At 74.7% G+C, this 20,779-nt stretch carries 21 protein-coding genes and 1 pseudogene; 14 read left to right on the forward strand and 8 right to left on the reverse strand.

From position 1 onward, the window contains the following. Positions 1–49 precede the first annotated feature (49 nt). Positions 50–277, forward strand: a complete 228-nt coding sequence (locus tag ABZ885_RS01720) for a DUF3107 domain-containing protein (RefSeq protein WP_360182044.1) — start codon at positions 50–52, stop codon at positions 275–277. 132 nt (positions 278–409) lie between these two features. After that, positions 410–733 carry a hypothetical protein gene (locus tag ABZ885_RS01725; protein WP_360182047.1) on the forward strand — a complete coding sequence of 108 codons (324 nt, stop codon included), beginning with the start codon at positions 410–412 and terminating at the stop codon, positions 731–733. A gap of 50 nt (positions 734–783) precedes the next feature. Here ABZ885_RS01725 and ABZ885_RS01730 read toward each other — a convergent pair whose 3' ends face one another. Then, on the reverse strand, positions 784–1,512 hold the full coding sequence (locus tag ABZ885_RS01730) for a ferritin-like fold-containing protein (RefSeq protein WP_360182050.1): 729 nt from the start codon (positions 1,510–1,512) through the stop codon (positions 784–786). A 685-nt stretch (positions 1,513–2,197) separates the two neighbouring features. Here ABZ885_RS01730 and ABZ885_RS01735 point away from each other — a divergent pair. The 5 genes and pseudogenes from ABZ885_RS01735 to ABZ885_RS01755 all read left to right on the forward strand — a co-directional run. Further along, positions 2,198–4,030 (forward strand): annotated as a pseudogene (locus ABZ885_RS01735) (DEAD/DEAH box helicase); the annotation flags it as partial. A 163-nt stretch (positions 4,031–4,193) separates the two neighbouring features. Further along, positions 4,194–5,075, forward strand: coding sequence for an alpha/beta hydrolase (locus tag ABZ885_RS01740; protein WP_360182053.1), 882 nt, complete (start codon positions 4,194–4,196; stop codon positions 5,073–5,075). Between the two features lie 467 nt (positions 5,076–5,542). Further along, on the forward strand, positions 5,543–5,689 hold the full coding sequence (locus tag ABZ885_RS01745; RefSeq protein ID WP_360182056.1) for a hypothetical protein: 147 nt from the start codon (positions 5,543–5,545) through the stop codon (positions 5,687–5,689). A 319-nt stretch (positions 5,690–6,008) separates the two neighbouring features. Next, positions 6,009–6,647, forward strand: coding sequence for a DUF6758 family protein (locus ABZ885_RS01750; RefSeq protein WP_360182059.1), 639 nt, complete (start codon positions 6,009–6,011; stop codon positions 6,645–6,647). A gap of 46 nt (positions 6,648–6,693) precedes the next feature. Continuing rightward, the gene (locus ABZ885_RS01755; RefSeq protein ID WP_360182062.1) at positions 6,694–7,554 is read left to right on the forward strand and encodes a PHP domain-containing protein; all 861 of its coding nucleotides are present in this window, start codon (positions 6,694–6,696) and stop codon (positions 7,552–7,554) included. A 133-nt stretch (positions 7,555–7,687) separates the two neighbouring features. Here ABZ885_RS01755 and ABZ885_RS01760 read toward each other — a convergent pair whose 3' ends face one another. Next, positions 7,688–8,344, reverse strand: a complete 657-nt coding sequence (locus tag ABZ885_RS01760; RefSeq protein ID WP_360182065.1) for a suppressor of fused domain protein — start codon at positions 8,342–8,344, stop codon at positions 7,688–7,690. Between the two features lie 457 nt (positions 8,345–8,801). Between ABZ885_RS01760 and corA the strand changes: the two genes are divergently transcribed. Beyond that, positions 8,802–9,926 (forward strand): magnesium/cobalt transporter CorA, encoded by a 1,125-nt coding sequence (gene corA / locus ABZ885_RS01765; protein WP_360182068.1) that lies wholly within the window; start codon positions 8,802–8,804, stop codon positions 9,924–9,926. Positions 9,927–9,932: 6 nt separating this feature from the next. On the opposite strand, the gene ABZ885_RS01770 is transcribed toward corA, so the two are convergent. Next, a complete protein-coding gene (locus ABZ885_RS01770) occupies positions 9,933–10,793 on the reverse strand; it encodes a DMT family transporter (protein WP_360182152.1) in 861 nt (286 codons plus the stop codon). Positions 10,794–11,015: 222 nt separating this feature from the next. On the opposite strand from ABZ885_RS01770, the gene ABZ885_RS01775 reads away from it, so the two are divergent. The 4 genes from ABZ885_RS01775 to ABZ885_RS01790 all read left to right on the forward strand — a co-directional run bounded on the left by ABZ885_RS01775 (position 11,016) and on the right by ABZ885_RS01790 (position 14,898). Further along, positions 11,016–11,561 carry a hypothetical protein gene (locus ABZ885_RS01775; RefSeq protein ID WP_360182071.1) on the forward strand — a complete coding sequence of 182 codons (546 nt, stop codon included), beginning with the start codon at positions 11,016–11,018 and terminating at the stop codon, positions 11,559–11,561. A gap of 193 nt (positions 11,562–11,754) precedes the next feature. Continuing rightward, positions 11,755–13,038: a CBS domain-containing protein gene (locus tag ABZ885_RS01780; protein ID WP_360182074.1), complete on the forward strand. Its 1,284-nt coding sequence runs from the start codon at positions 11,755–11,757 to the stop codon at positions 13,036–13,038. Between the two features lie 76 nt (positions 13,039–13,114). Beyond that, the gene (locus ABZ885_RS01785; RefSeq protein ID WP_360182155.1) at positions 13,115–13,681 is read left to right on the forward strand and encodes a DUF1003 domain-containing protein; all 567 of its coding nucleotides are present in this window, start codon (positions 13,115–13,117) and stop codon (positions 13,679–13,681) included. A 56-nt stretch (positions 13,682–13,737) separates the two neighbouring features. Next, a complete protein-coding gene (locus ABZ885_RS01790) occupies positions 13,738–14,898 on the forward strand; it encodes an Mrp/NBP35 family ATP-binding protein (protein WP_360182077.1) in 1,161 nt (386 codons plus the stop codon). A gap of 73 nt (positions 14,899–14,971) precedes the next feature. Here ABZ885_RS01790 and ABZ885_RS01795 read toward each other — a convergent pair whose 3' ends face one another. From ABZ885_RS01795 to sigE, 4 genes are all read right to left on the reverse strand, one after another. Then, on the reverse strand, positions 14,972–15,646 hold the full coding sequence (locus ABZ885_RS01795; protein ID WP_360182080.1) for a hypothetical protein: 675 nt from the start codon (positions 15,644–15,646) through the stop codon (positions 14,972–14,974). Between the two features lie 279 nt (positions 15,647–15,925). Then, a complete protein-coding gene (locus ABZ885_RS01800; RefSeq protein WP_360182083.1) occupies positions 15,926–16,369 on the reverse strand; it encodes a sec-independent translocase in 444 nt (147 codons plus the stop codon). Between the two features lie 126 nt (positions 16,370–16,495). Continuing rightward, positions 16,496–17,593: a zf-HC2 domain-containing protein gene (locus tag ABZ885_RS01805; RefSeq protein WP_360182086.1), complete on the reverse strand. Its 1,098-nt coding sequence runs from the start codon at positions 17,591–17,593 to the stop codon at positions 16,496–16,498. Continuing rightward, a complete protein-coding gene (sigE, locus tag ABZ885_RS01810; protein WP_360182158.1) occupies positions 17,590–18,438 on the reverse strand; it encodes an RNA polymerase sigma factor SigE in 849 nt (282 codons plus the stop codon). Before sigE ends, ABZ885_RS01805 begins: the two co-directional genes overlap by 4 nt. Positions 18,439–18,699: 261 nt before the next feature. Between sigE and ABZ885_RS01815 the strand changes: the two genes are divergently transcribed. After that, positions 18,700–19,332: an O-methyltransferase gene (locus ABZ885_RS01815; RefSeq protein ID WP_360182161.1), complete on the forward strand. Its 633-nt coding sequence runs from the start codon at positions 18,700–18,702 to the stop codon at positions 19,330–19,332. Positions 19,333–19,502: 170 nt separating this feature from the next. Here the strand turns inward: ABZ885_RS01815 and ABZ885_RS01820 are convergent, their stop codons facing one another. Continuing rightward, complete coding sequence (locus ABZ885_RS01820) at positions 19,503–19,670, reverse strand: DUF3117 domain-containing protein (protein WP_014137929.1); 168 nt, start codon at positions 19,668–19,670, stop codon at positions 19,503–19,505. A gap of 300 nt (positions 19,671–19,970) precedes the next feature. Here ABZ885_RS01820 and ABZ885_RS01825 point away from each other — a divergent pair, with 300 nt between their 5' ends. Continuing rightward, positions 19,971–20,771, forward strand: coding sequence for an enoyl-CoA hydratase-related protein (locus ABZ885_RS01825; RefSeq protein WP_360182089.1), 801 nt, complete (start codon positions 19,971–19,973; stop codon positions 20,769–20,771). The last annotated feature ends 8 nt before the right edge of the window (positions 20,772–20,779 follow it).

Here is a 20,779-nt window from a genome sequence, read left to right on the forward strand (position 1 = left end):
GGTCCGGGTGCCGCGCGTGGATGGCTGCAACCCCGGAGGGACGGAAGCCGTGGAGGTCAAGATCGGCGTGCAGAACGCGCCGCGCGAGATCGTGATCGAGAGCTCGCAGACTGCCGATGAGGTCCAGAGCGCGGTCGCCAAGGCGCTGGAGGGCACCGAGAAGCTCTTCACCCTGACCGACGAGCACGGCCGCCGCGTCATCGTCCCGGCCGAGCGCCTGGCGTACGTGGAGATCGGCGAGTCGGCCGCCCGCAAGGTCGGTTTCGGCACGCTCTGAGTCGTACCGCGGTGCCCCGTTTCCCCCGGCCGGGGAAGCGGGGCACCGCTGTGTGTACGGCCGGGGCGGCCCGGGTACGGCGACAGTGCGGCCGTCCGATGCGCCGCGCGCCCGCACCCCGGGGAGGCACCTTTGCTGGTCGAGACGCTCGCCTTCGCCCTCGTCGGCCTGGTCGTCGGCGCCGCCGCGCTGCTGTCCCTGCCCGCGTACTTCCCGTCCGGACGGACGCTGACGATGGGGACGGCCCTGGTCTCGGCCCTGCTGAGCGGCGTGATCGCGCACTTCGCGCTGGACGGCGCGGCCCCGGCGGCCGGCATCGCGATCTCGGCGACGGCCTCGGCACTGCTCACCTCGGTCCTGGCCCGGCCCGACCTCGCGGCCGGTCGCCGGCCCGCCCACCGGCACCACCCGCACCGGGCCGGTGCGGGCGCACACCGTCGGCACCGGCACGCCTGAGCCGCGCAGCCGCTGGGCTGCTGGGCCGCTGGGCCGCTGGGCCGCGTCGCTCAGGAGGCGAGCCCCAGCGCGGCCATCCGCTTGGTGTGCGCCTCGGTGATCCGGTTGAACATCTTGCCGACCTCGACCAGGTCGAAGCCCTGCACCCGGACGCCGCCGACCAGCAGATTGGAGAGCGCGTCCCGCTCGGCCACCACCCGCTGGGCCTGGCTCAGCGCCTCGCCCATCAGCCGCCGGCCCCAGAGCGCCAGCCGGCCGCCCGCGCGCGGGTCGGCCTCGATCGCCTGCCGCACCTTGTCGACGGCGAACTGGGCGTGCCCGGTGTCCGACATGACGCCGAGGACCAGGTCGCGGGTGTCGTCGTCCAGGCGGACGGCCACCTCGCGGTAGAAGTCGGTGGCGATCGCGTCGCCGACGTACGCCTTGACCAGGCCCTCCAGCCAGTCCGAGGGCGCGGTCATCCGGTGGAACAGCTCCAGCGGCTCGACGAACGGCTGCATCGCCTCCTGCGGGTCCGCACCGACCTCGGCGAGCCGGTCGTGCAACCGCTGGTAGTGCTGGAACTCGGCGGAGGCCATCCGGGCGAGCGCGGCCTTGTCGGCGAGGCCCGGCGCGAGCTTGGCGTCCTCGGCGAGCCGCTCGAAGGCGCTCAGCTCGCCGTAAGCGAGGGCGCCGAGCAGGTCCAGCACGGCCGCCCGGTACCCGGGGTCGGCCGAGCAGCTCGCCCAGTCGCCGATCGAGCCGGCCGCGTCGTCCTGCGTCTCACCATGGGTCTCCATGACCTGCCACCTTAGCCCCGCGCGCCCTCCCGCACACGTACGGTGCCGCCGAGGCGGACCCGGTCCACCGCCCCGCCCCACGCGGCCACCGGGCACGCCCCCACCCCCGCCCCATCCGCCCCCGGCCCGCCGCAGGCGCCCCGCCCCCGCACCGGTGAGCCCCGGCCCGACGGGCCTCCGCAGGCCCTCCGAGCAGCGATGTCGCACGCGTCACGTGTTCGAGTCGTCGCGTGACTGTATGGTGGTACGGAGGCCCGTAGTGCTCGCACGGTGTCACCGCCGTCTCGGTGCGCCGGGCAGGCCCGCTCCGCAGCGGCGCCGTCCGTCAGGACGTGCCCGTTGACCGGAAGCCGGGTACTCACGTACGCGGATGCCCGGTCGGAGAGCCGATCGGCTCCGACCATGGCTTGGACTTCAAGCCTTGGCACCGCATCAGTGGCCGAGCGAGGGCCGCCGAGACCGCGCCATCCCGGCGCAGGTCCCGCGCAGGTCCCTCACGGGAATCCTCCCCGACGCCGCCGGCGACGCGCCCCTCACCTGGCCGCGCGAACCACCGGCCGGCCGCAGGGACCGGCGCGGTTGTGCGTCCGCGCAGCTGTATCAGGGCCGCCCAGGCCCGTACGCAGCCGCGCGGCTGCCCGCCCGCCGCTCGCTCTCGGCCCCTCCACACGGAAGAGGCAGCACCCTGTCCACCACCGCTGAACCCACCAAGACCACCTTCCGGGAGCTGGGGATCCTCCCGGAGACCGCCGAGGCCCTGGAGGCCGTCGGCATCGTCCACCCCTTCCCCATCCAGGAGATGACCCTCCCGGTCGCGCTGACCGGCCACGACGTCATCGGCCAGGCCAAGACCGGCACCGGCAAGACGCTCGGCTTCGGTCTCCCGCTGATCGAGCGGGTGGTCGTCCGCGCCGACGTCGACGCCGGCCGCGCCACCGAGGAGCAGCTCTCCGAGTTCCCGCAGGCGCTGATCGTCGTCCCGACCCGCGAGCTCTGCACCCAGGTCACCAACGACCTGCAGACCGCCGGCAAGGTCCGCGACGTGCGCGTGCTCGCCGTCTACGGCGGCCGGGCGTACGAGCCGCAGGTGGAGGCCCTGAAGAAGGGCGTCGACATCGTGGTCGGCACCCCGGGCCGCCTGCTCGACCTGGCCGGGCAGAAGAAGCTCAACCTCTCCCAGGTCCGCGCGCTGGTCCTGGACGAGGCCGACGAGATGCTCGACCTGGGCTTCCTGCCCGACGTCGAGAAGATCCTCACCATGCTGCCGGCCAAGCGGCAGACCCTGCTGTTCTCGGCCACCATGCCGGGCCAGGTGATCAGCCTCGCCCGCCGGTACATGAGCCAGCCGACCCACATCCGGGCCGCCGCGCCGGACGACACCGGCACGACCGTCGCCAACATCGAGCAGCACATCTTCCGTGCGCACTCGCTGGACAAGGTCGAGGTCGTCTCGCGCATCCTGCAGGCCGACGGCCGCGGCCTGGCGATGATCTTCTGCCGCACCAAGCGCACCGCCGCCGACGTCTCCGACCAGCTGACCCAGCGCGGCTTCGCGGCCGGCGCCGTCCACGGCGACCTCGGCCAGGGCGCCCGCGAGCAGGCGCTGCGCGCGTTCCGCAACGGCAAGGTCGACGTGCTGGTCTGCACCGACGTCGCCGCCCGCGGCATCGACGTCGAGGGCGTCACGCACGTCATCAACTACCAGTGCCCCGAGGACGAGAAGACCTACCTGCACCGGATCGGCCGCACCGGCCGGGCCGGCGCGTCCGGCACCGCCGTGACGCTGGTCGACTGGGACGACATCCCGCGCTGGCAGCTGATCAACAAGGCGCTGGACCTGCCGTTCAACGAGCCGGAGGAGACCTACTCCACCTCGGCGCACCTGTTCGAGCTGCTGAAGATCGCCAAGGGCACCACCGGTGTGCTGCCGCGGTCCGAGCGGACCCGGGCCGGCCTGGGCGCGGAGGAGGTCGAGGACCTCGGCGAGACCGGCGGGCGCGGTTCGCGTTCGGCCGGCGGCCGTGGCCGCGGCGGTGCGCGGGGCGGCTCCGCCAAGCCCGCCGCCGAGACCACCGAGGAGAAGCCGGCCCGCCGGACCCGTGAGCGCCGCCGCACCCGTGCCGGTAGCGCGGTCGCGGGCGAGACGGTGACCGAGGCGCCCGCCGAGGCCGCCACCGCGGTCGAGGCCCCGGCGGCCCCGGCCGTCGAGGCCGCCGAGGGCGAGGCCCCGCGCCGCCGCCGTCGCCGTCCGCGCAGCACCGCCGCCGGCGAGACCGCCGTCGCCGCGGTGGCCGAGGCTCCGGCCGCGGTCGCCGAGGCCGCCGCGCCGGCCGCCGACGCCGACACCGCTGCGGAGAAGCCGGCCCGCCGGACCCGCAGCCGGGCCAAGGCGAAGGCCGAGCCGGCCCCCGAGGCCGCCGCCGTACCCGCGGCCGCCGCGGACGCCCCGGCCGAGACCCCGGCGCCGCGCAAGCGGACCCGGACCCGCCGCCCGGCCGCAGCCGAGGCGGCGCCGGAGAGCTGAGCCTGCCCAGGCAGCACACCGCCCGGAGGGGGCGGCCCGGTCCCGCACGTCGGGGCGGGGCCGCCCCCTCCGGCGTACCCGCCCCGCTACGCTCGGGGTTACCGGCCGGTCACCCCGTCCGTTCGGCCGTCCGCCCGGAGCACCAGGAGATCCGCCCATGAGCACGCCGCCGTTCCTCACCCTCCCCGGCTGCGCGCGGGCGCTGCGGCTGCCCACCGCGCGCGGGGAGTTCGCCGCGCTGCGGGCCGAACCGGCGGGCGAGGTGCGCGGCTCGGCGCTGCTGGTGCCCGGGTTCACCGGCAGCAAGGAGGACTTCATCGCGCTGCTGGAGCCGCTCGCGGCGGCCGGCTACCGGGTGACGGCGGTCGACCAGCGCGGCCAGTACGAGACCGGCGGCCCGGACGACCCCGCCGCCTACGCCGTCGACGCGCTCGGCGCGGACGTCCGGGCGGTCTCCGCGGCGCTCGCCGGCGACGGCCTGCCGCTGCACCTGCTGGGCCACTCCTTCGGCGGCCAGGTGGTCCGGGAGGCCGTCCTGGCGGCCGCCGCGGAGGGCCCGCTGCCCTGGCGCTCGCTGACCCTGATGTCCACCGGGCCGGGCGCGATCGAACCGGGTGAGGCGGAGCGCACCAAGCTGCTGATCTCGGTGCTGCCGACGATGAGCCTGGAGGAGATCTGGCAGGTGCTCCAGCAGATGGAGGAGGGCTCGGGCGATCCGGCGCGGCGCCCGGTGCCCGAGGTCACGGAGTTCCTGCACCGCCGCTGGCTGGCCAACGTGCCGCAGGCGCTGATCACCACCGGCGGGCACCTGGTCGCCGCGCCGGACCGGGTGGACGAGCTGGCCGCGGCCGCGTCGGCCGCCGGGCTGCCCGCCCTGGTGCTCTCCGGCGTCCGCGACTACGCCTGGCCGGTGCCCGAGCAGACCGCGATGGCCGGGCGCCTGGGCGCCCGCCGCGTGGTGATCGACGACGCCGGCCACTCCCCCAACGCCGAGCAGCCGGCCGCCACCGCGAAGGCCCTCCTCGACTTCTGGGCCTGACGGGCCCGCCGGCCCGCCGGCCCGCCGACCCGGCGCCCTGACGACCCGGTGCCCTGACGCCCTGACGGGCCGCTCCCGACCCCTACGGCGGCCCGTCCGCACCCCTGCGCCCCGCGCGGAAACCCCTACCCGCAGACCGGGCGACCCCTGTTCGCACCCCGGTTCTGTTTCGCACAGGACAAAATTCGTTAGTTGCGGTAATATTTGATTCTGTCCGGGAACCATCGTCGGTCTCATCGACGACATCGACCGGCCGAATCGGCCGAAACCAGGACGTTACGGACGGGCAACGGCCCGGTAGCAGCACCACGACAGAGTGGTTCACGAGGGACCAGGCGTCCCCGGCAAGCAGGGGGAGCCCTTTGCCGCAGCAGACCGCCGACCGTTCGGCACGACAGACCCCGAAAGGGCTGATACCGACTCAGCCACGACCGCCCCGCCAGCCGGGGCAGGAACAGGAGAGGCCCATGCGCTTCGAGATCCTCCGACTGGACGACGCCCGCGGCACCGCCACCGACCGCCTGATCGCCGACGCCGAGACCGTCCGCGAGCTGGTCCAGGACGCCGCCCGCACCGGCGAGCGCCTGCTCATCCGTCCGTGCCCGGCCGTCTGATCCCGCGCGGCGCCTCCGACCGGGAGCCCTCACCCGCCGCCGACGACCCGGGAACGTCCGATCCCGACGTTCCGATACCCGACTGACGCCCTGTCATCGCGATCCGCCGATGACGGGGCGTCAGTGCATCCGGGTCCCGCCGCAGGCCACCGGGGCCGACGTTTGCCGCCGCCCGCCGCTGGACATCCCCTACCGGGAGCCGCCCGTACCACGCCCACCCCGCGTCGGACGGGCACCCGCCACCGACAGGTGCCGCCGAGCCCTCCGTACGGGTGATCGTCCTTGACGCGGCGGTCCGGAGGGAGGAGCGTTGTCGGCTATGAGGGGCGAGCCAAGCTGCCCGAGGTGCGCCGGCCGGGTCCGCGCCCCCGGTCTGTTCTCAGACACCTGGCAGTGCGACCGGCACGGAGCCGTGCACCCGATGCAGCCGGTGCTGCCCCCGAGCGTGGAGGCGCTCGGCGTCGCCGTCGCCCGTTCACAGGTCCCCGTCTGGCTGCCCTGGCCGCTCCCGGTCGGCTGGCTCTACACCGGCATCGCCCACGTCGGTGACGACGTCTCGGGTGCCCGGGCCACCGCCGTCGCCTGCTCCGGCCCCGCGCCGCTCGGCGGCTTCGGCGAGCTGGTGCTGGTCGCCGAGGAGCTCGGCGTCGGGCTCGGCGCCCGGTACGCGGGGCTGTCCGGCCCGGACCCTGGCGAGTCGGTCGCCCTCTACAAGCCCGCCGACGCCAAGCTGATGGCGGCCGGGCGGCCCACCCCGATGTTCCACGTCCCGGACGCGCCGGCCGACCGCGCGGTCTTCGTCGGCGAGGCCCGCGGCCTCTGGCTCTGGGCGGTGGCCTGGCCCGAGCAGTCGGCACTGGTGATGTACGACGAGCTGGTGCTCACCGACCTGCGCGAGGCGGGCGCCGAGCTGGACCTGCTGCCCTGCGGCGCGCTCTCCCCCCGCCTGCTCGGCTGACCTATCCTGGGCGGCACCCGCCACCCACCCCCAGGAGCCGACCCCCGTGCGCATCGACCTGCACGCCCACAGCAACGCCTCCGACGGCACCGACAGCCCGGCCGAGCTGGTCGCGGCGGCGGTCGCCGCGGGCCTGGACGTGGTGGCGCTCACCGACCACGACACGGTCGCGGGCCACGCGGAGGCCGCCGAGGCGGTGCACGCGCTGCCGGCCGGCAGCCGGCTGGCCCTCGTCCCGGGCGCCGAGCTCTCCTGCGTGGTGGAGGGCATCAGCATGCACCTGCTGGCCTACCTGTTCGACCCGGCCGAGCCGGCGTTCGCGCAGGAACGCGAGCTGGTGCGCACCGACCGGTTCCGGCGCGGGCGGGCGATCGTCGAGCGCTGCCGGGAGCTGGGCGCGGAGATCAGCTGGGAGCAGGTCGAGCGGATCGCGGGCACCGGCTCGGTCGGGCGGCCGCACATCGCCAGCGCGCTGGTCGAGGCCGGTGTGGTGGCCACCGTCTCGGACGCGTTCACCCCGGAGTGGCTGGCCAACGGCGGGCGCGCGGACGTCCGCAAGCACGAGACCGACCCGGTCGAGGCGGTCCGGCTGGTCCGGGCGGCCGGCGGGGTGCCGGTCTTCGCGCACCCGGGTGCGGTCAAGCGCGGGCGGACGGTGTCCGACCAGGTGATCGCGGACCTCGCGGCGGCCGGGCTGGCGGCGCTGGAGGTGGACCACGTCGACCACGACGAGGCCGCCCGCGCGCACCTGCGCAGGCTGGCCGCCGAACTCGGCCTGCTGACCACCGGGTCCAGCGACTACCACGGCCACCGCAAGACCGTCCGGCTCGGCGAGCACACCACCGATCCCGCCGTCTACGAGGCACTGGTGGGCCAGGCGACCGGCGTGAAGCCGATCGGGGGGTAGGGCGGCCCCGGCGTGCACGCCGGGGCGCGGGAGCGTACGGCGTGGTGGCGCCCGGGCTGCAGGCCGTCACCCGGCCGGGGTGGCCCGGGCCCGGCGCCGCTCCGGCGCTGCTCCGACCCCGGCCGATCCGCCGTCAGTCCAGCGGCACCGCACGGCGGTCGGGGTCGCGCAGGTCGGTCCCGTGCTTGAGCCAGCGCTCCTCCAGCGCGGCGGCGCCGTGCACCCGCTTCCAGCCGGCCTCGTTGGGCGTCATCGGCAGCAGCGGCAGGAAGCGGACCGGGTCCGCCGGTTCGTCCAGCTCCAGGTCGGGCACCAGGCCGCCCGGTGCGGCGGCCAGCACCGAGGTGAACGGGGCGCCGTCCCAGAGCGGCGAGCCGAGGTCCAGCGAGCCGCCGGGGGCCACCACCAGGCCCTCCACCTGCGGGGTCGCGGCGAAGGTGGCCAGCGTCCGGAGCACGCTGTCGCGGCCCCCACGGATCGTCAGGACCAGTTCGGCGCGCGGGCCGCGGACCTGGTCGGCGACCATCGCGGTGGGGTCGGCCATCGGCGCCGCGGACATCCCGAGCGTGGCGTAGCGGACCAGGCCCTCGGCGTCCGGACCGAAGCGCAGCACCTCGATCCGGTCCGCGCCGAGGAAGGTGACCGCGGCGCGGCCGCCCGGTTCGCCGAAGGTGGTCAGCAGCCGCGCCTCGACGGCGGCCAGGACCGCCTCGCGGGAGAGGCCGGAGGGGTCGTGCGGACCGCCGTGCGGATCCGTCGGGTCGCCGAAGAGCGGGAAGTCGTGCGCCATGCCGGTGAGCGTAACCCCGGGGCACCCGCGCGGCTGTCACGAGCGTCACGGCAGCGCCGCAGCGGCGACGCCCGGTCAGATGTTAGTGTGAGCGACTGGCCACCGGGGATCCTTCTCTCCGGGGCAGCGGCGTGAAGGAGGTGGTTGCGGTGGATACCAGCCGACCATGCAGTACCGGCAGCTCTACCCGGCCCGGACGCCTTCCCCGTACCCCTCGTCACGCAGGCTGAAACAGCACCATCGGTAGCTGATCGCGCCGCGTCCGCCGAGACGGACCGAGGCAGTGCCGGTCCGGCCCGGGAGAGCACCTTCACCGGCGTCCGGTCGTTCCATTGCGCGCCCCAGCAAGGCCGAGGACCGACCGCAGCCGCCCTTCCACCGGTGTTCCTCCGCCGTCGCACCACGGCCAGCCGTCACCGCGCCGCCGTGCGGCGGCTCCTGCCCCAGGGAGCCTGCCATGTCGATGATCAACAGCCTGCGCGCCGCCGTCCGCACCAACCGCCGCCGCTCGGCGGCCGGCCTGTACGACTCGATCCACCCGGGCGCGTCCACCTCGGCGGTGGTGGACTGCGCGGTCTACCAGCACGGCAAGCGGAACGGCGACAGCTGCAGCCCACGCGAGGCGGTCCGCCGTGTCAAGGCCTCGCAGCAACTCCCGGACGGTGCGGGATCGTTCAGCTGGATCGGGCTGCACGAGCCGACCGAGGCCGAGTTCGAGGGCATCGCGCAGCGCTTCGGCCTGCACCCGCTGGCCGTCGAGGACGCCGTCCACGCGCACCAGCGCCCCAAGGTCGAGCGGTACGACGACGTGCTGTTCGCCGTCTTCAAGACGATCCGCTACGTCGAGCACGACCAGCTCACCCCGACCAGCGAGGTGGTCGAGACCGGCGAGCTGATGGTGTTCGCCGGCCGGGACTTCGTGATCACCGTCCGGCACGGCGGGCACAGCTCGCTGCAGGAGCTGCGCCACCGGCTGGAGGCCGACGCGGACGGCACCGGGCTGCTCGCCAAGGGCCCGTCCGCGGTGCTGCACGCGATCGCCGACCACGTGGTGGACAACTACCTGCTGGTCGCCGACCGGCTGCAGACCGACGTCGACGAGATCGAGTTCGACGTCTTCTCCAACAAGGGCGGCCGCGGCACCGACGTCGGCCGGGTCTACCAGCTCAAGCGCGAGGTGCTGGAGTTCAAGCGGGCGGTGGCACCGCTGCTGCGGCCCATGCAGCAGCTCTCCGAGCCGCTGCAGCGGCTGGTCGACCCGGACATCCAGAAGTACTTCCGCGACGTCGCCGACCACCTCGCCCGGGTCACCGAGCAGGTGCACGGCTTCGACGAGCTGCTCAACTCGCTGCTCCAGGCCAACCTGGCGCAGGTCTCGGTGGCGCAGAACGAGGACATGCGCAAGATCACCGCGTGGGCGGCGATCTTCGCCGTGCCCACCATGATCACCGGCGTCTACGGCATGAACTTCGACTACATGCCGGAGCTCCACCACAAGTACGGCTATCCGATGGTGCTCGGCAGCGTCGTGCTGATCTGCATCGGCATGTACCGCGGCTTCCGCCGCAACGGCTGGCTCTGAGGCCTGTCAGCGGCGGCCGCCGCGGGCGACCAGGACCAGCCCGAGCAGGATCAGCACCACCGCCGGATAGGCGGCCACCGGGGGCCACTGGCCGAGCCAGAGCGCGGCGATCAGCGCGGCCCCCGGGGTCTCCAGCAGGATCGCGGTCGAGGTGACGGACGGGCCGAGGGTGCGCACCACCCGGTTGCTGAGCGAGTGCCCGAGCAGCTGCGCGGTGACCATCAGCAGCACGATCTGCCACCAGGCCCCGGCCGGCCAGCCGCTCATCGGCGTGCCGGCGACCAGGCAGATCGCCAGCAGCACCACCGCCGTGGTGGCGTAGCAGACCAGGGTGTACGCGGTGGTGCTGACGGTCTTGCGGACCTCCGCGCCGAGCAGCATGTACCCGGCCGCCGCGAGCCCGGCGCCGAGCGCCAGCGCGTCGCCGAGCAGCGCGCGGGGGGAGAGCGACAGGTCGACCCCGGTGAGCACCAGCACGCCGGCGAAGGCCACCGCCATGCCGGTCCAGACCAGCCGGGGCGCCCGTACCCCGAAGAACCGCATCAGCAGGATGGTCCACAGCGGGGTGGTGGTCACCAGCGCGGTCGCCGAGGCCACCGAGGTCATCCGCAGGCTGGGCATCCAGAGCGCGAAGTGCACGGCGAGCAGGGCCCCGGCCGCCGCCGCCAGCAGCAGCGCCCGGCGGCCGATCCCGCGCAGCTCGGCACGGTGCCGCAGCAGCGCGTAGGGGCCGAGCACGCCCACCGACATGACGTTGCGCCAGAACGCGATCGCCAGTGCCGGGGCGGCGGTGGCGCTGATCAGCGGCGCGGAGAGGGAGATGCCGGAGACGGAGACGGCGAGCAGCAGCAGGTCGAGCCTGGGCAGCGGGTGCCCGGGGGCCGGCCCGGTCGCGGCGGCGGAGGCGACGGCGGCGGGGGCGGGGGCGGCTGTCTCGGGCCGGGCGGCGGGCACGGCGCTCCTCTGGCTCGGGGTGCGGGTGTGGGCGGCTCCTACGGTAAGGCCCGTGCGGCCGCCACGGAACTGTCGCCCGACGGGTGAGACATCCGTCGGACACCCGGAACGGGCCCGGGAGCTACGCTGTCGGCCATGGACCGTACGCCCGCTGCCGCCGCCACCGCCGACGACTTCCTCGACCAGGCCCTGGTGGAGGAGGCCGCGAAGAAGTCCGGACTGCTCTGGGTCCGGGCGGACGGCCAGGAGCACAGCCGGGCGCTCTGGCACGCCTGGTACGACGGCGCCGTGGTGGTGGTCGGCGACGGCGCCGAGCAGCCGCTGCACGGGCTGGCCGCCGGGACCGGCGCGGTGGTGACCGTCCGCAGCAAGGACAAGGGCGGCCGGCTCACCGGCTGGCCGGCCCGGGTCTCCGAACTGGCGCCGGGCAGCGAGGCCTGGCTCGGCGCGGTGGAGGAGCTCAAGGGCAAGCGGCTGAACGCGCCCGACACCGACACCATCGCCGACCGCTGGGCCCGCGAGTGCCGGGTGCTGCGCCTGGAGCCCGCCGGACTGACCGAGCGCCCGGGGGCGATGCCGGACGCCTCGCACGCCGCCGCCCCGATGCCCACCACCGCCACCACCCGGATGCCGACCCCGGCCGGCCTGCCCAAGCTGCTGCTCAAGCGCCGCAAGGGCTGAGCCCCGCCCGCCCCACTGCACCGGAAGTCGGCCCGGCCGGCTTCCCGTACGGCTCCCCCGCAGGTCACCCGCCCCCTCGGTCGCCCCCTCGCGGGCCGCCGGCTCGCCGGGCCGGGCCCCGGGTGCCCGGGTAGCCTTGGCCCCGGGGCGCGCCCGCGCGCCCGTCCGGGCGTCGAACGAGGCGAGGGAGTCCATGGCAGGGCCAGGCAGCCGGGTCTTCATCTCCCACCTCTCCGGGGTCGCCGTCTTCGACCCCAACGGCGACCAGGTCGGCCGGGTCCGCGACGTGGTGGTCTCGCTGCGCATCGGCGGCCGCCCGCCCCGGGTGCTCGGACTGGTGGTCGAGGTGATCGGCCGCCGCCGGATCTTCCTCCCGATGACCCGGGTCACCAGCCTGGAGTCCGGCCAGGTGCTCACCACCGGCGTGATCAACATGCGCCGCTTCGAGCAGCGCCAGTCCGAGACCCTCGTCCTCGGCGAACTGCTCGACCGCACCGTCACCTGGAGCAAGAACGCCCAGGAGGTCACCGTCCTGGACGTCGCGATGGTGCAGACCCGGCTGCGCGAGTGGGAGATCAGCAAGGTCTTCGTCCAGGTCGGCCGGGTCGGCCGGCTGCGCAAGGCCAAGGGCGAGACGCTCACCCTGGACTGGAAGGACGTCACCGGTTTCTCCGTCACCGAGGAGGACCAGGGCGCCGCCAACCTGCTCGCCACCTTCGACCAGCTGCGCCCCGCCGACCTCGCCAACGTCATGCACCACCTGTCGTCCAAGCGCCGCGCCGAGGTGGCCGCCGCCCTGGACGACGAGCGGCTCGCCGACGTGCTGGAGGAGCTGCCCGAGGACGACCAGGTCGAGATCATCGGCAAGCTGAAGGACGAGCGGGCCGCCGACATCCTGGAGGCGATGGACCCGGACGACGCCGCCGACCTGCTCTCCGAGCTGCCCGGCGAGGAGGCCGAACGGCTGCTCCAGCTGATGGAGCCGGACGAGGCCGAGCCGGTCCGCCGCCTGCTGAGGTACGAGGAGAACACCGCCGGCGGTCTGATGACCACCGAGCCGATCGTGCTGGAGCCCGATTCCACCGTCGCCGAGGCGCTCGCCCGGGTCCGGGTCGCCGACAACAAGCCGGCGCTGGCCGCCCAGGTCTTCGTCTGCCGCCCGCCGAACGAGACCCCCACCGGCAAGTACCTGGGCATCGTGCACTTCCAGCGGCTGCTCCGCGAGCCCCCGTACACCCTGGTCGGCTCGCTGGTGGACGACGACCTCGACCCGCTGCCGCCGGACACCCCGCTGCCGCTGATCACCAGCTACCTGGCGACGTACAACATCGTCGCCGCCCCCGTGGTCGACGAGGCCGACCACCTCGTCGGCGCGGTCACCGTGGACGACGTGCTCGACCACCTGCTGCCCGAGGACTGGCGCGAGGCCGCCCTGCACGGGCCCGCCGACGAGAGAGAGGTGACCGGTGGACGCTGACCGCAAGGGCCGCCGGGACGAGTCCCCCCGCCAGCGGCTGCAGGGCGAGCTGAAGGAGCTGCGCCGGCTGCGCGAAGTGCGCGCCCGCGAGGGCGGCCGCGACCGGCGCACCGAGCCCGCCGGCACCGCCCCCGCCCGCGCCCGGCTGGACCAGCCGCGCACCACCCGCCCCGGCCTGATCAACCTGCCGACCTACGACCCGGAGGCCTTCGGCAAGCTCTCCGAACGGATCGCCCGCTTCCTCGGCACCGGGCGGTTCATCGTCTGGATGACGGTGGTGGTCATCGTCTGGGTCGGCTGGAACACCCTGCTGCCGGACTCCGTCCACTTCGACGACTACCCGTTCATCTTCCTCACCCTGATGCTCTCGCTCCAGGCCTCGTACGCGGCACCGCTGATCCTGCTGGCGCAGAACCGGCAGGACAACCGGGACCGGGTCAACATGGAGCAGGACCGGGCCCGCAGCGACCGGAACATCGCCGACACCGAGTACCTCACCCGCGAGGTCGCGTCGCTGCGCCAGGGCCTGGGCGAGGTCGCCACCCGTGCCTTCATCGCCTCCGAGCTGAGCGGCATCCGCTCCGAACTCCAGTCGCTGCTCAAGGAGATCGACGAGCGCCGGGAGACCTCCGAGGTGCTGTGACCGGCGGCACGCTACCGACGGGTTAAGCGGTACGCCCGGCGCCGTACCATCAAGGCATGGCCAACGAGACAGAGGTCGCGGCCGGCGTCACGGAGGAGTCCGTACGCCAGGCGCTGGCGACCGTCAACGACCCGGAGATCAACCGCCCGATCACCGAGATCGGCATGGTGAAATCGGTCGAGATCGCCGAGGGCGGGGCCGTGCGTGTCGCGGTCTACCTGACCGTCTCCGGCTGCCCGATGCGGGACACCATCGTCACCCGGGTCCGCGAAGCGGTCGGCCGGGTGCCGGGCGTCACCGGCGTCGAGGTGGAGCTCGACGTGATGAGCGACGAGCAGCGCAAGGAGCTCTCCCAGCTGCTGCGCGGCGGCGCCCCCGAGCGGGAGATCCCGTTCGCCAAGCCCGGCACGCTGACCCGCGTCTACGCGGTCGCGTCCGGCAAGGGCGGCGTCGGCAAGTCCTCGGTGACGGTCAACCTCGCCGCCGCGATGGCCGCGGACGGCCTGAAGGTGGCCGTGGTCGACGCCGACATCTACGGCCACAGCGTGCCGCGGATGCTGGGCGTCGAGGGCCGGCCCACCCAGGTCCAGGACATGATCATGCCGCCGCAGGCGAACGGCGTGAAGGTCATCTCGATCGGCATGTTCACCCCGGGCAACGCCCCGGTGGTCTGGCGCGGCCCGATGCTGCACCGCGCGCTGCAGCAGTTCCTCGCCGACGTCTGGTGGGGCGACCTCGACGTCCTGCTGCTGGACCTGCCGCCCGGCACCGGCGACATCGCGATCTCGGTGGCCCAGCTGGTCCCCAACGCGGAGATCCTGATCGTCACCACCCCGCAGATGGCCGCCGCCGAGGTGGCCGAGCGGGCCGGCACGATCGCGGTGCAGACCCACCAGAAGATCGTCGGCGTGATCGAGAACATGTCCGGCATGCCCTGCCCGCACTGCGACGAGATGATCGACGTGTTCGGCACCGGCGGCGGCCAGACCGTCGCCGACGCGCTCACCCGGACCGTCGGCGCCACCGTCCCGGTGCTGGGCTCGATCCCGATCGACGTCCGCCTGCGCGAGGGCGGCGACGACGGCCGCCCGGTCGTCCTGGCCGCCCCCGACTCCCCGGCCGGCGCCGCCCTGCGCGCCGTCGCCGGCAAGCTCGGCGGCCGCCAGCGCGGCCTCTCCGGCCTCTCCCTGGGGCTGACGCCGAAGAACAAGTTCTGACCGGCACCTGAAGATCGGCACCCGAAGGGGGCCGGGCGCGCTGCGTCCGGCCCCCTTCGCGTGCCCGGGGGCGCTACGGTCGGGTGTAGGCGGCCAGGTCGGGGACGGTGGAGAAGCCGGTGCCGTAGGCGCTGACGCCGCGACCGTAGGCGCCGAGGAGGACGCCGGGGGCCTCGCCGGCGAGGACCCAGCCGTACTCGGACTCGCGGTAGCGGAAGGGCTGCGGGAGGCCGTTGACGGGGAGGCTCAGCGTGGACCAGCCGGGGCCGGCCAGGTCGTCGGCGAGGTCCCAGGCGAGGGACGACTGCTGGTCCAGCCAGTCCTGGCGCAGCGCGCGGTCGAGCTGGCCCGGCCAGGTGGCCGCGAGCAGGCCCGAGCCGGCCAGCCAGGCGGCCGAGGAGGCGGAGGTCGCCTCCAGGGTGCCGGTGTTGTCGGCGCTGCGCCGGCTGTCCCGGCGGGCGACGGTGACGACGACGGCGAACCGCCGCATGTCGCGCGGCTCGTACTGGCGGGCCGGTTCCTCGCCGTGGCCGAGGGTGCCGTAGTCGACGCTGCCGGGCGCGCCGGTGCGCGGGCCGCCGGCGCCGGCCTGCATCAGGTAGCGGCGGCCGGTCCAGCCGTCGTCCAGGCCGTACCAGGGGAAGTCCGCGGACAGATAGGGCACCAGCGGGTCCGCCGGGCCGGCCTGGCCGCCGACCACCCGGCCACCGGCCGTGGCCGTCCCCACCGCATGACTCGTCGCGTCCATCCCCGGTCCTCCTCAACGCACGTTTGCCTGCCGCAGCGCGCTCCCATGGTGGCGTACCGCGGCGTCCCCACCGGGCGTCTTCGGCCCAAGAAGGGACCGGAAGTGACAGACGGCACAGCGGGACAATCAGCACAATAGCGGCGTGAACGCCGCCGCCCCGCTCAGCCGGGCGGCCGGGCGGGGCGGTGGCGTCGTCGGGCGGGTGCGTGGCCGCCCGGAGGCGCGGGGGGTGACGCGGCGGCGAACTCCGCCCCCGGGGCGGGTCACCGCGTCAGCGCGTCAGGTCGCGTCGGGGTCGAACGGGGGACGCTCGCCGGGCTGGAGCGGCGTGCCGGCGGAGGCGGCCGCCGCGGCGGGGGCAGCGGACTTGTCCATGCTGACCGTGCCGGTGCGGCCGTGGCCGTTCACCGGGGGCTTGTCGTCCAGCACCGAGCGGATGTCCAGGCCGTCCCGCATGTCCTTGAGGCCCAGCGGGTCCTCCTGGCCGCCCATCAGCTGCTTGCGGACGAACGTCTTCGGGTGGAGGTCCTCGAACTCGAAGTCCTTGAACTCCGGGCCGAGCTCGCTGCGGATGTCCTCCTTCGCGTTGTCGGCGAAGGACCGGATCTTCCGGATGAAGCCCATGGAGTCCTGGATCAGCTTCGGCAGCTTGTCCGGACCGAAGATGACGATGGCCATGATGACCAGGGTCAGGACCTCCAGCCCGCCTACGTCGCTGAACACCTGTGCTCCCTAGCTCGTCGGACCGGTTCCTACAGCGTAATGGCCACCGGCCGGTCCCGGCCCCACGATGTGATGAAGCCGTGGTGAAGACCTGCCGATGGCCGTGGCCCGAGGGGCCGGAGTGCGCTACCGGGTCTCGTGGTGCAGCCCGGCGAGGCCGGAGCTGGGTACGCGGTCCGGCACGGCGACGTTCGGTGCGGCGACGTTCGGTGCGGCGCCGTCCGGTGCGGCGCCGTCCGGCAGGGACTGCGGCGGGTTCGCGCTGCGGGTGGCGGCCACCGGGCGGACCGGGAAGTCGACCGGGACCTGGGCGTTCATCGGGACCAGCCCGCCGCCGCGGCCGGTGTCGCCGACCGGGCTGACCGACGTCCCGTGCTGGTCCTCGCCCTGCGCGGTGAAGCCGCCGACCCCGCCCAGCGTCACCGCGGCCACCGAGAAGGCCCCGGCGGCGGCGAAGACGAAGCGGCGCCCGCGCGGCGGGGCCTGCCGGACGACGGCGGGAGCCGCCGGAGCGGAAGCGGCCGCGGCGGGCTCCGGCCGGGCGGCGGCCTCGGGCCGGCCGGACCGGCGGCCCATCAGCGGGCGCAGCACCGAGCCGCCACGCCCGAAGGCCCGCGGGTCGATGCCCGGCACCGGCGCGTCGGCGCCGAGCGCACCCGCGCCGAAGGAGGCGCCGGCGCCGCGGCCGAAGGAGCCGCCGTTCAGCCGGCTGCCGCCGAGCGTGCCCCCGGCGGCGGGGAGGCCGCCGCCGGGCAGGTCGTCGTCGTCCCGGCGCGGCCGGTCCGCCGACCGGGGACGGTCGTCCGGCAGCTCGTCCGGCAGGGCCCCGACGGCCATCAGCCGGGCCATCAGCGCCGAGGACGGGCCGGGGGTGTCGGTGCGGGTCAGCAGGTGCTTCACGGCGCGGCCCTCGTCGGCCTCGGCGAGGCACTGCGGGCAGGTCGCCAGGTGGGCCTGGACGCGGTCGCGCGAGTCGTGGCCGAGTTCGCCGTCGACGAAGGCGGAGAGCCGCTCCCCGAGGTGGTGCTCCTCGGCGGCGGGTTCGGTGGGCCGGACCGCGACCGCGCGCAGCGCGGCCTCGCCCGGCAGGGCGGCGGCGGGCGGCAGGACCGCGTCGGGCCCGTCCTGGCCGCGGCGGCCCAGCTGGGGCCAGCCGCTCCGGCGGGCGGCGGCCTTGCCGACCGCGTCCGGCCCGCCCGGCCCGGACCGGCCGGTTCCGCTCACGATCGCCTCCGTCCGCGCCCGCCGGGCGCGCCGGTGGCCTCGCCGACGGCGGCGCCGACCGGCACCGGCTCCTCGGAGCCGCCCCGGCGCTCGCGGCCGGGGGCCGCGCCGGGCGCGCGGTGCTTGAGCGCGGCGCGCAGGTGCGAGCGGCCGCGGTGGATCCGGCTGCGGACAGTGCCGAGCTTGACGCCGAGCGTGGCCGCGATCTCCTCGTAGGAGAGGCCCTCGATGTCGCAGAGCACCACGGCGGCGCGGAACTCCGGGGCGAGGGTGTCCAGCGCCTGCTGGACGTCGGCGTCGAAGTGGGTGTCGCTGAAGACCTGGGCCGGGCTGGGCTCGCGGCTGGCCAGGCGCTCGGCCGCGTCGTCGCCGAGCGCGTCGAAGCGGATCCGCTGGCGGCGGCGGACCATGTCCAGGAAGAGGTTGGTGGTGATCCGGTGCAGCCAGCCCTCGAACGTGCCGGGGGTGTAGGTGGACAGCGAGCGGAACACCCGGACGAAGACCTCCTGGGTGAGGTCCTCGGCGTCGTGCTGGTTGCCCGTCAGGCGGTAGGCGAGGCGGTAGACGCGGGCACTGTGGGCCTCGACGATCTCCTCCCACGTGGGCGGAGTCCAGGTCTGCGCGTCGGGACCCTCGGCGAAGCTCGCGAGGGCGGCGGGGGCCTCGGTGGTACCGGTGGCCGGCGACCCGGCGGCCGGCTGGTCCAGGGGGGAGTGCGCAGGCTGGTTCATCACGGGCTTCGGCGTACGGGCCGACGTGGTGCCGCGGATGTGCCGCCGCACAGGGACGTCGCCCTCGGCCACACCTCCTCGGTCGGCTCTTCTGCCCAGCAGGGCCACCACCATATCCACCTCACCCGTCAAGCCCGGATAAAAGTGCCGGGGCCGTCAAGCCCCCGTGCGTCGGGCCTCCGCAGGCCCGGCCCGGGTGCACCGGGCCCGGACCACCGGCCCGGGGTACCGGCTCACCCGGTCCCTGCTCCACCCAACGGCCCGCCGCCGTACGCGGTTCCCGGTCGGCCAGTAATCTGTGGCAGGAAATATCGACATCCGCTTCGACATCCGCTCCGCGCCGGGCCGCCGCCCGGGGCTCCGAAAGAGGCAGCCATCAGCGAGTTCGGGCCCGCGCGCGCGGCCCTCGCCGACACCTACGTCGGCGAGGACGCGGTGCTGACCTACGCCCGGGCGCAGTCCGCGCGGACCGGCATCAAGGCGATCGGCCCCAGCGGCGGCGCCTGCCTGCGCCTGCTCGCGGCGGCACTGGACGCCAAGGCGGTGGCCGAGATCGGCACCGGGACGGGCGTCTCCGGGGTCTACCTGCTGCGCGGGATGCGGCCGGACGGCGTGCTCACCACGGTGGACTCCGAGCCGGTGCACCAGCAGCTGGCCCGGGAGGCGTACCAGGCGGCCGGGTTCGCCGCCAACCGGTCGCGGTTCATACCGGGGCGGGCCCTGGAGGTGCTGCCCCGGCTCGCGGACGGCCAGTACGACCTGGTGTTCTGCGACGGGGACCCGGCGGAGTCCCGGGAGTACCTGGCGGAGTCGCTGCGGCTGCTGCGGCCGGGCGGGATGGTCTGCTTCGAGGGCGTCTTCCAGGAGGGCCGGCTGGCCGAGCCGGAGCAGCAGGACCCGCAGACCCAGGCGGTGCGCGACCTGGTCCGCGACGTCCGGGAGAGCGAGGCGCTGCTGCCGGCGCTGCTGCCGGTCTCGGACGGGCTGCTCTGCGCCGTGAAGCGGTAGCGGGCGGGCCCGGGGCGGCCCCAGGGTGGTCCCGGGGCGGCCCCAGGGTGGTCCCGGGCGGTCCCGGGGTGATCCCGGGCGGTCCCGGAAACCACAGAGCCCGGGTCGACGAGATCGTCGTACCCGGGCCCGGCAGCACATCTCCAGGAGATGGCGAGCACCCGCTGCGGTCAGCCGCAGGCCTTCTTCAGGGCCTCGCCGAGGGCGTCGGCCTCGTCAGGCGTGAGCTCCACCACGAGGCGTCCGCCGCCTTCGAGCGGAACGCGCATGATGATGCCCCGCCCCTCTTTGGTGACTTCGAGCGGGCCGTCACCCGTCCGCGGCTTCATGGCCGCCATGCTCGTTCCCCTTCCTGCAACCGCTCAGCTACGCACCGGCAGTCCGTCCACCGCCGGTATCGAACGCATTGATCGGAAGCCATTATCCCGCATGCCACGGCCTGATGACCAACATCACTCTCGGCGCAACCAGGGCCGGACCGGCCCCAACCGGCACATTTCCCGCCAGAAGCCCCGGCGCGGCGCAGGTGCGTACGCCACCGGAAGGTGCGATACCTCACACTCCCCACCCGGCCGTGCGCTCCGGCATCCTGACACACGACCGACCCGTGACGATCACACAAGGGAGTCCCCTCGCCCATGTCCGATTCCGTGCTGTACGAGCTGGACGGCGGCCTGGCCGTCATCACCATCAACCGTCCGGAGGCGATGAACGCCCTGGACACCGCGACCAAGGTGGCCCTGCGCGACACCGTGGCCGCCGCGGCCGGGGACCCGGCGGTGCGGGCGGTGCTGCTGACCGGGGCCGGCGAGCGGGCGTTCTGCGTCGGGCAGGACCTCAAGGAGCACCTGGGCCTGCTCAAGCGGGCCGAGGAGACCGGCGAGGGCGCGCTGAAGACCGTCGCCGAGCACTACAACCCGCTGCTGCGGGCGCTGGCCGGGATGCGCAAGCCGACGGTGGCGGCGGTCGGCGGCGTGGCCGCGGGCGCTGGCGCCTCGCTGGCCTTCGCCTGCGACTTCCGGATCGTCGCGGACACCGCCGGCTTCAACACCGCGTTCGCCGGGATCGCGCTGACCGCCGACTCGGGCGCCTCCTGGACGCTGCCGCGGCTGGTCGGGCACGCCAAGGCGACCGAGCTGCTGATGCTGCCGCGCACCGTGAAGGCCACCGAGGCGATGGAACTGGGCCTGGCCACCAAGGTGGTCCCGCTCGCGGAGCTGGCCGCCACCGCGCGGGTCTTCGCCAAGGAGCTGGCCGAGGGCCCGACGGTGGCGTACGGCGCCATCAAGGAGTCCCTGGCGTACGGCGCCTCGCACTCGCTGGACGAGCTGCTCGACAAGGAGGACGAGCTGCAGACGCTGGCGGGCGCGAGCGAGGACCACCGGATCGCGGTCCGCGCGTTCATCGCCAAGGAGAAGCCGAAGTACCTCGGCCGCTGAGCGGCCGC

It is taken from the genome of Kitasatospora sp. NPDC047058, assembly GCF_040643935.1.
In the GTDB taxonomy this organism is placed as follows: domain Bacteria; phylum Actinomycetota; class Actinomycetes; order Streptomycetales; family Streptomycetaceae; genus Kitasatospora.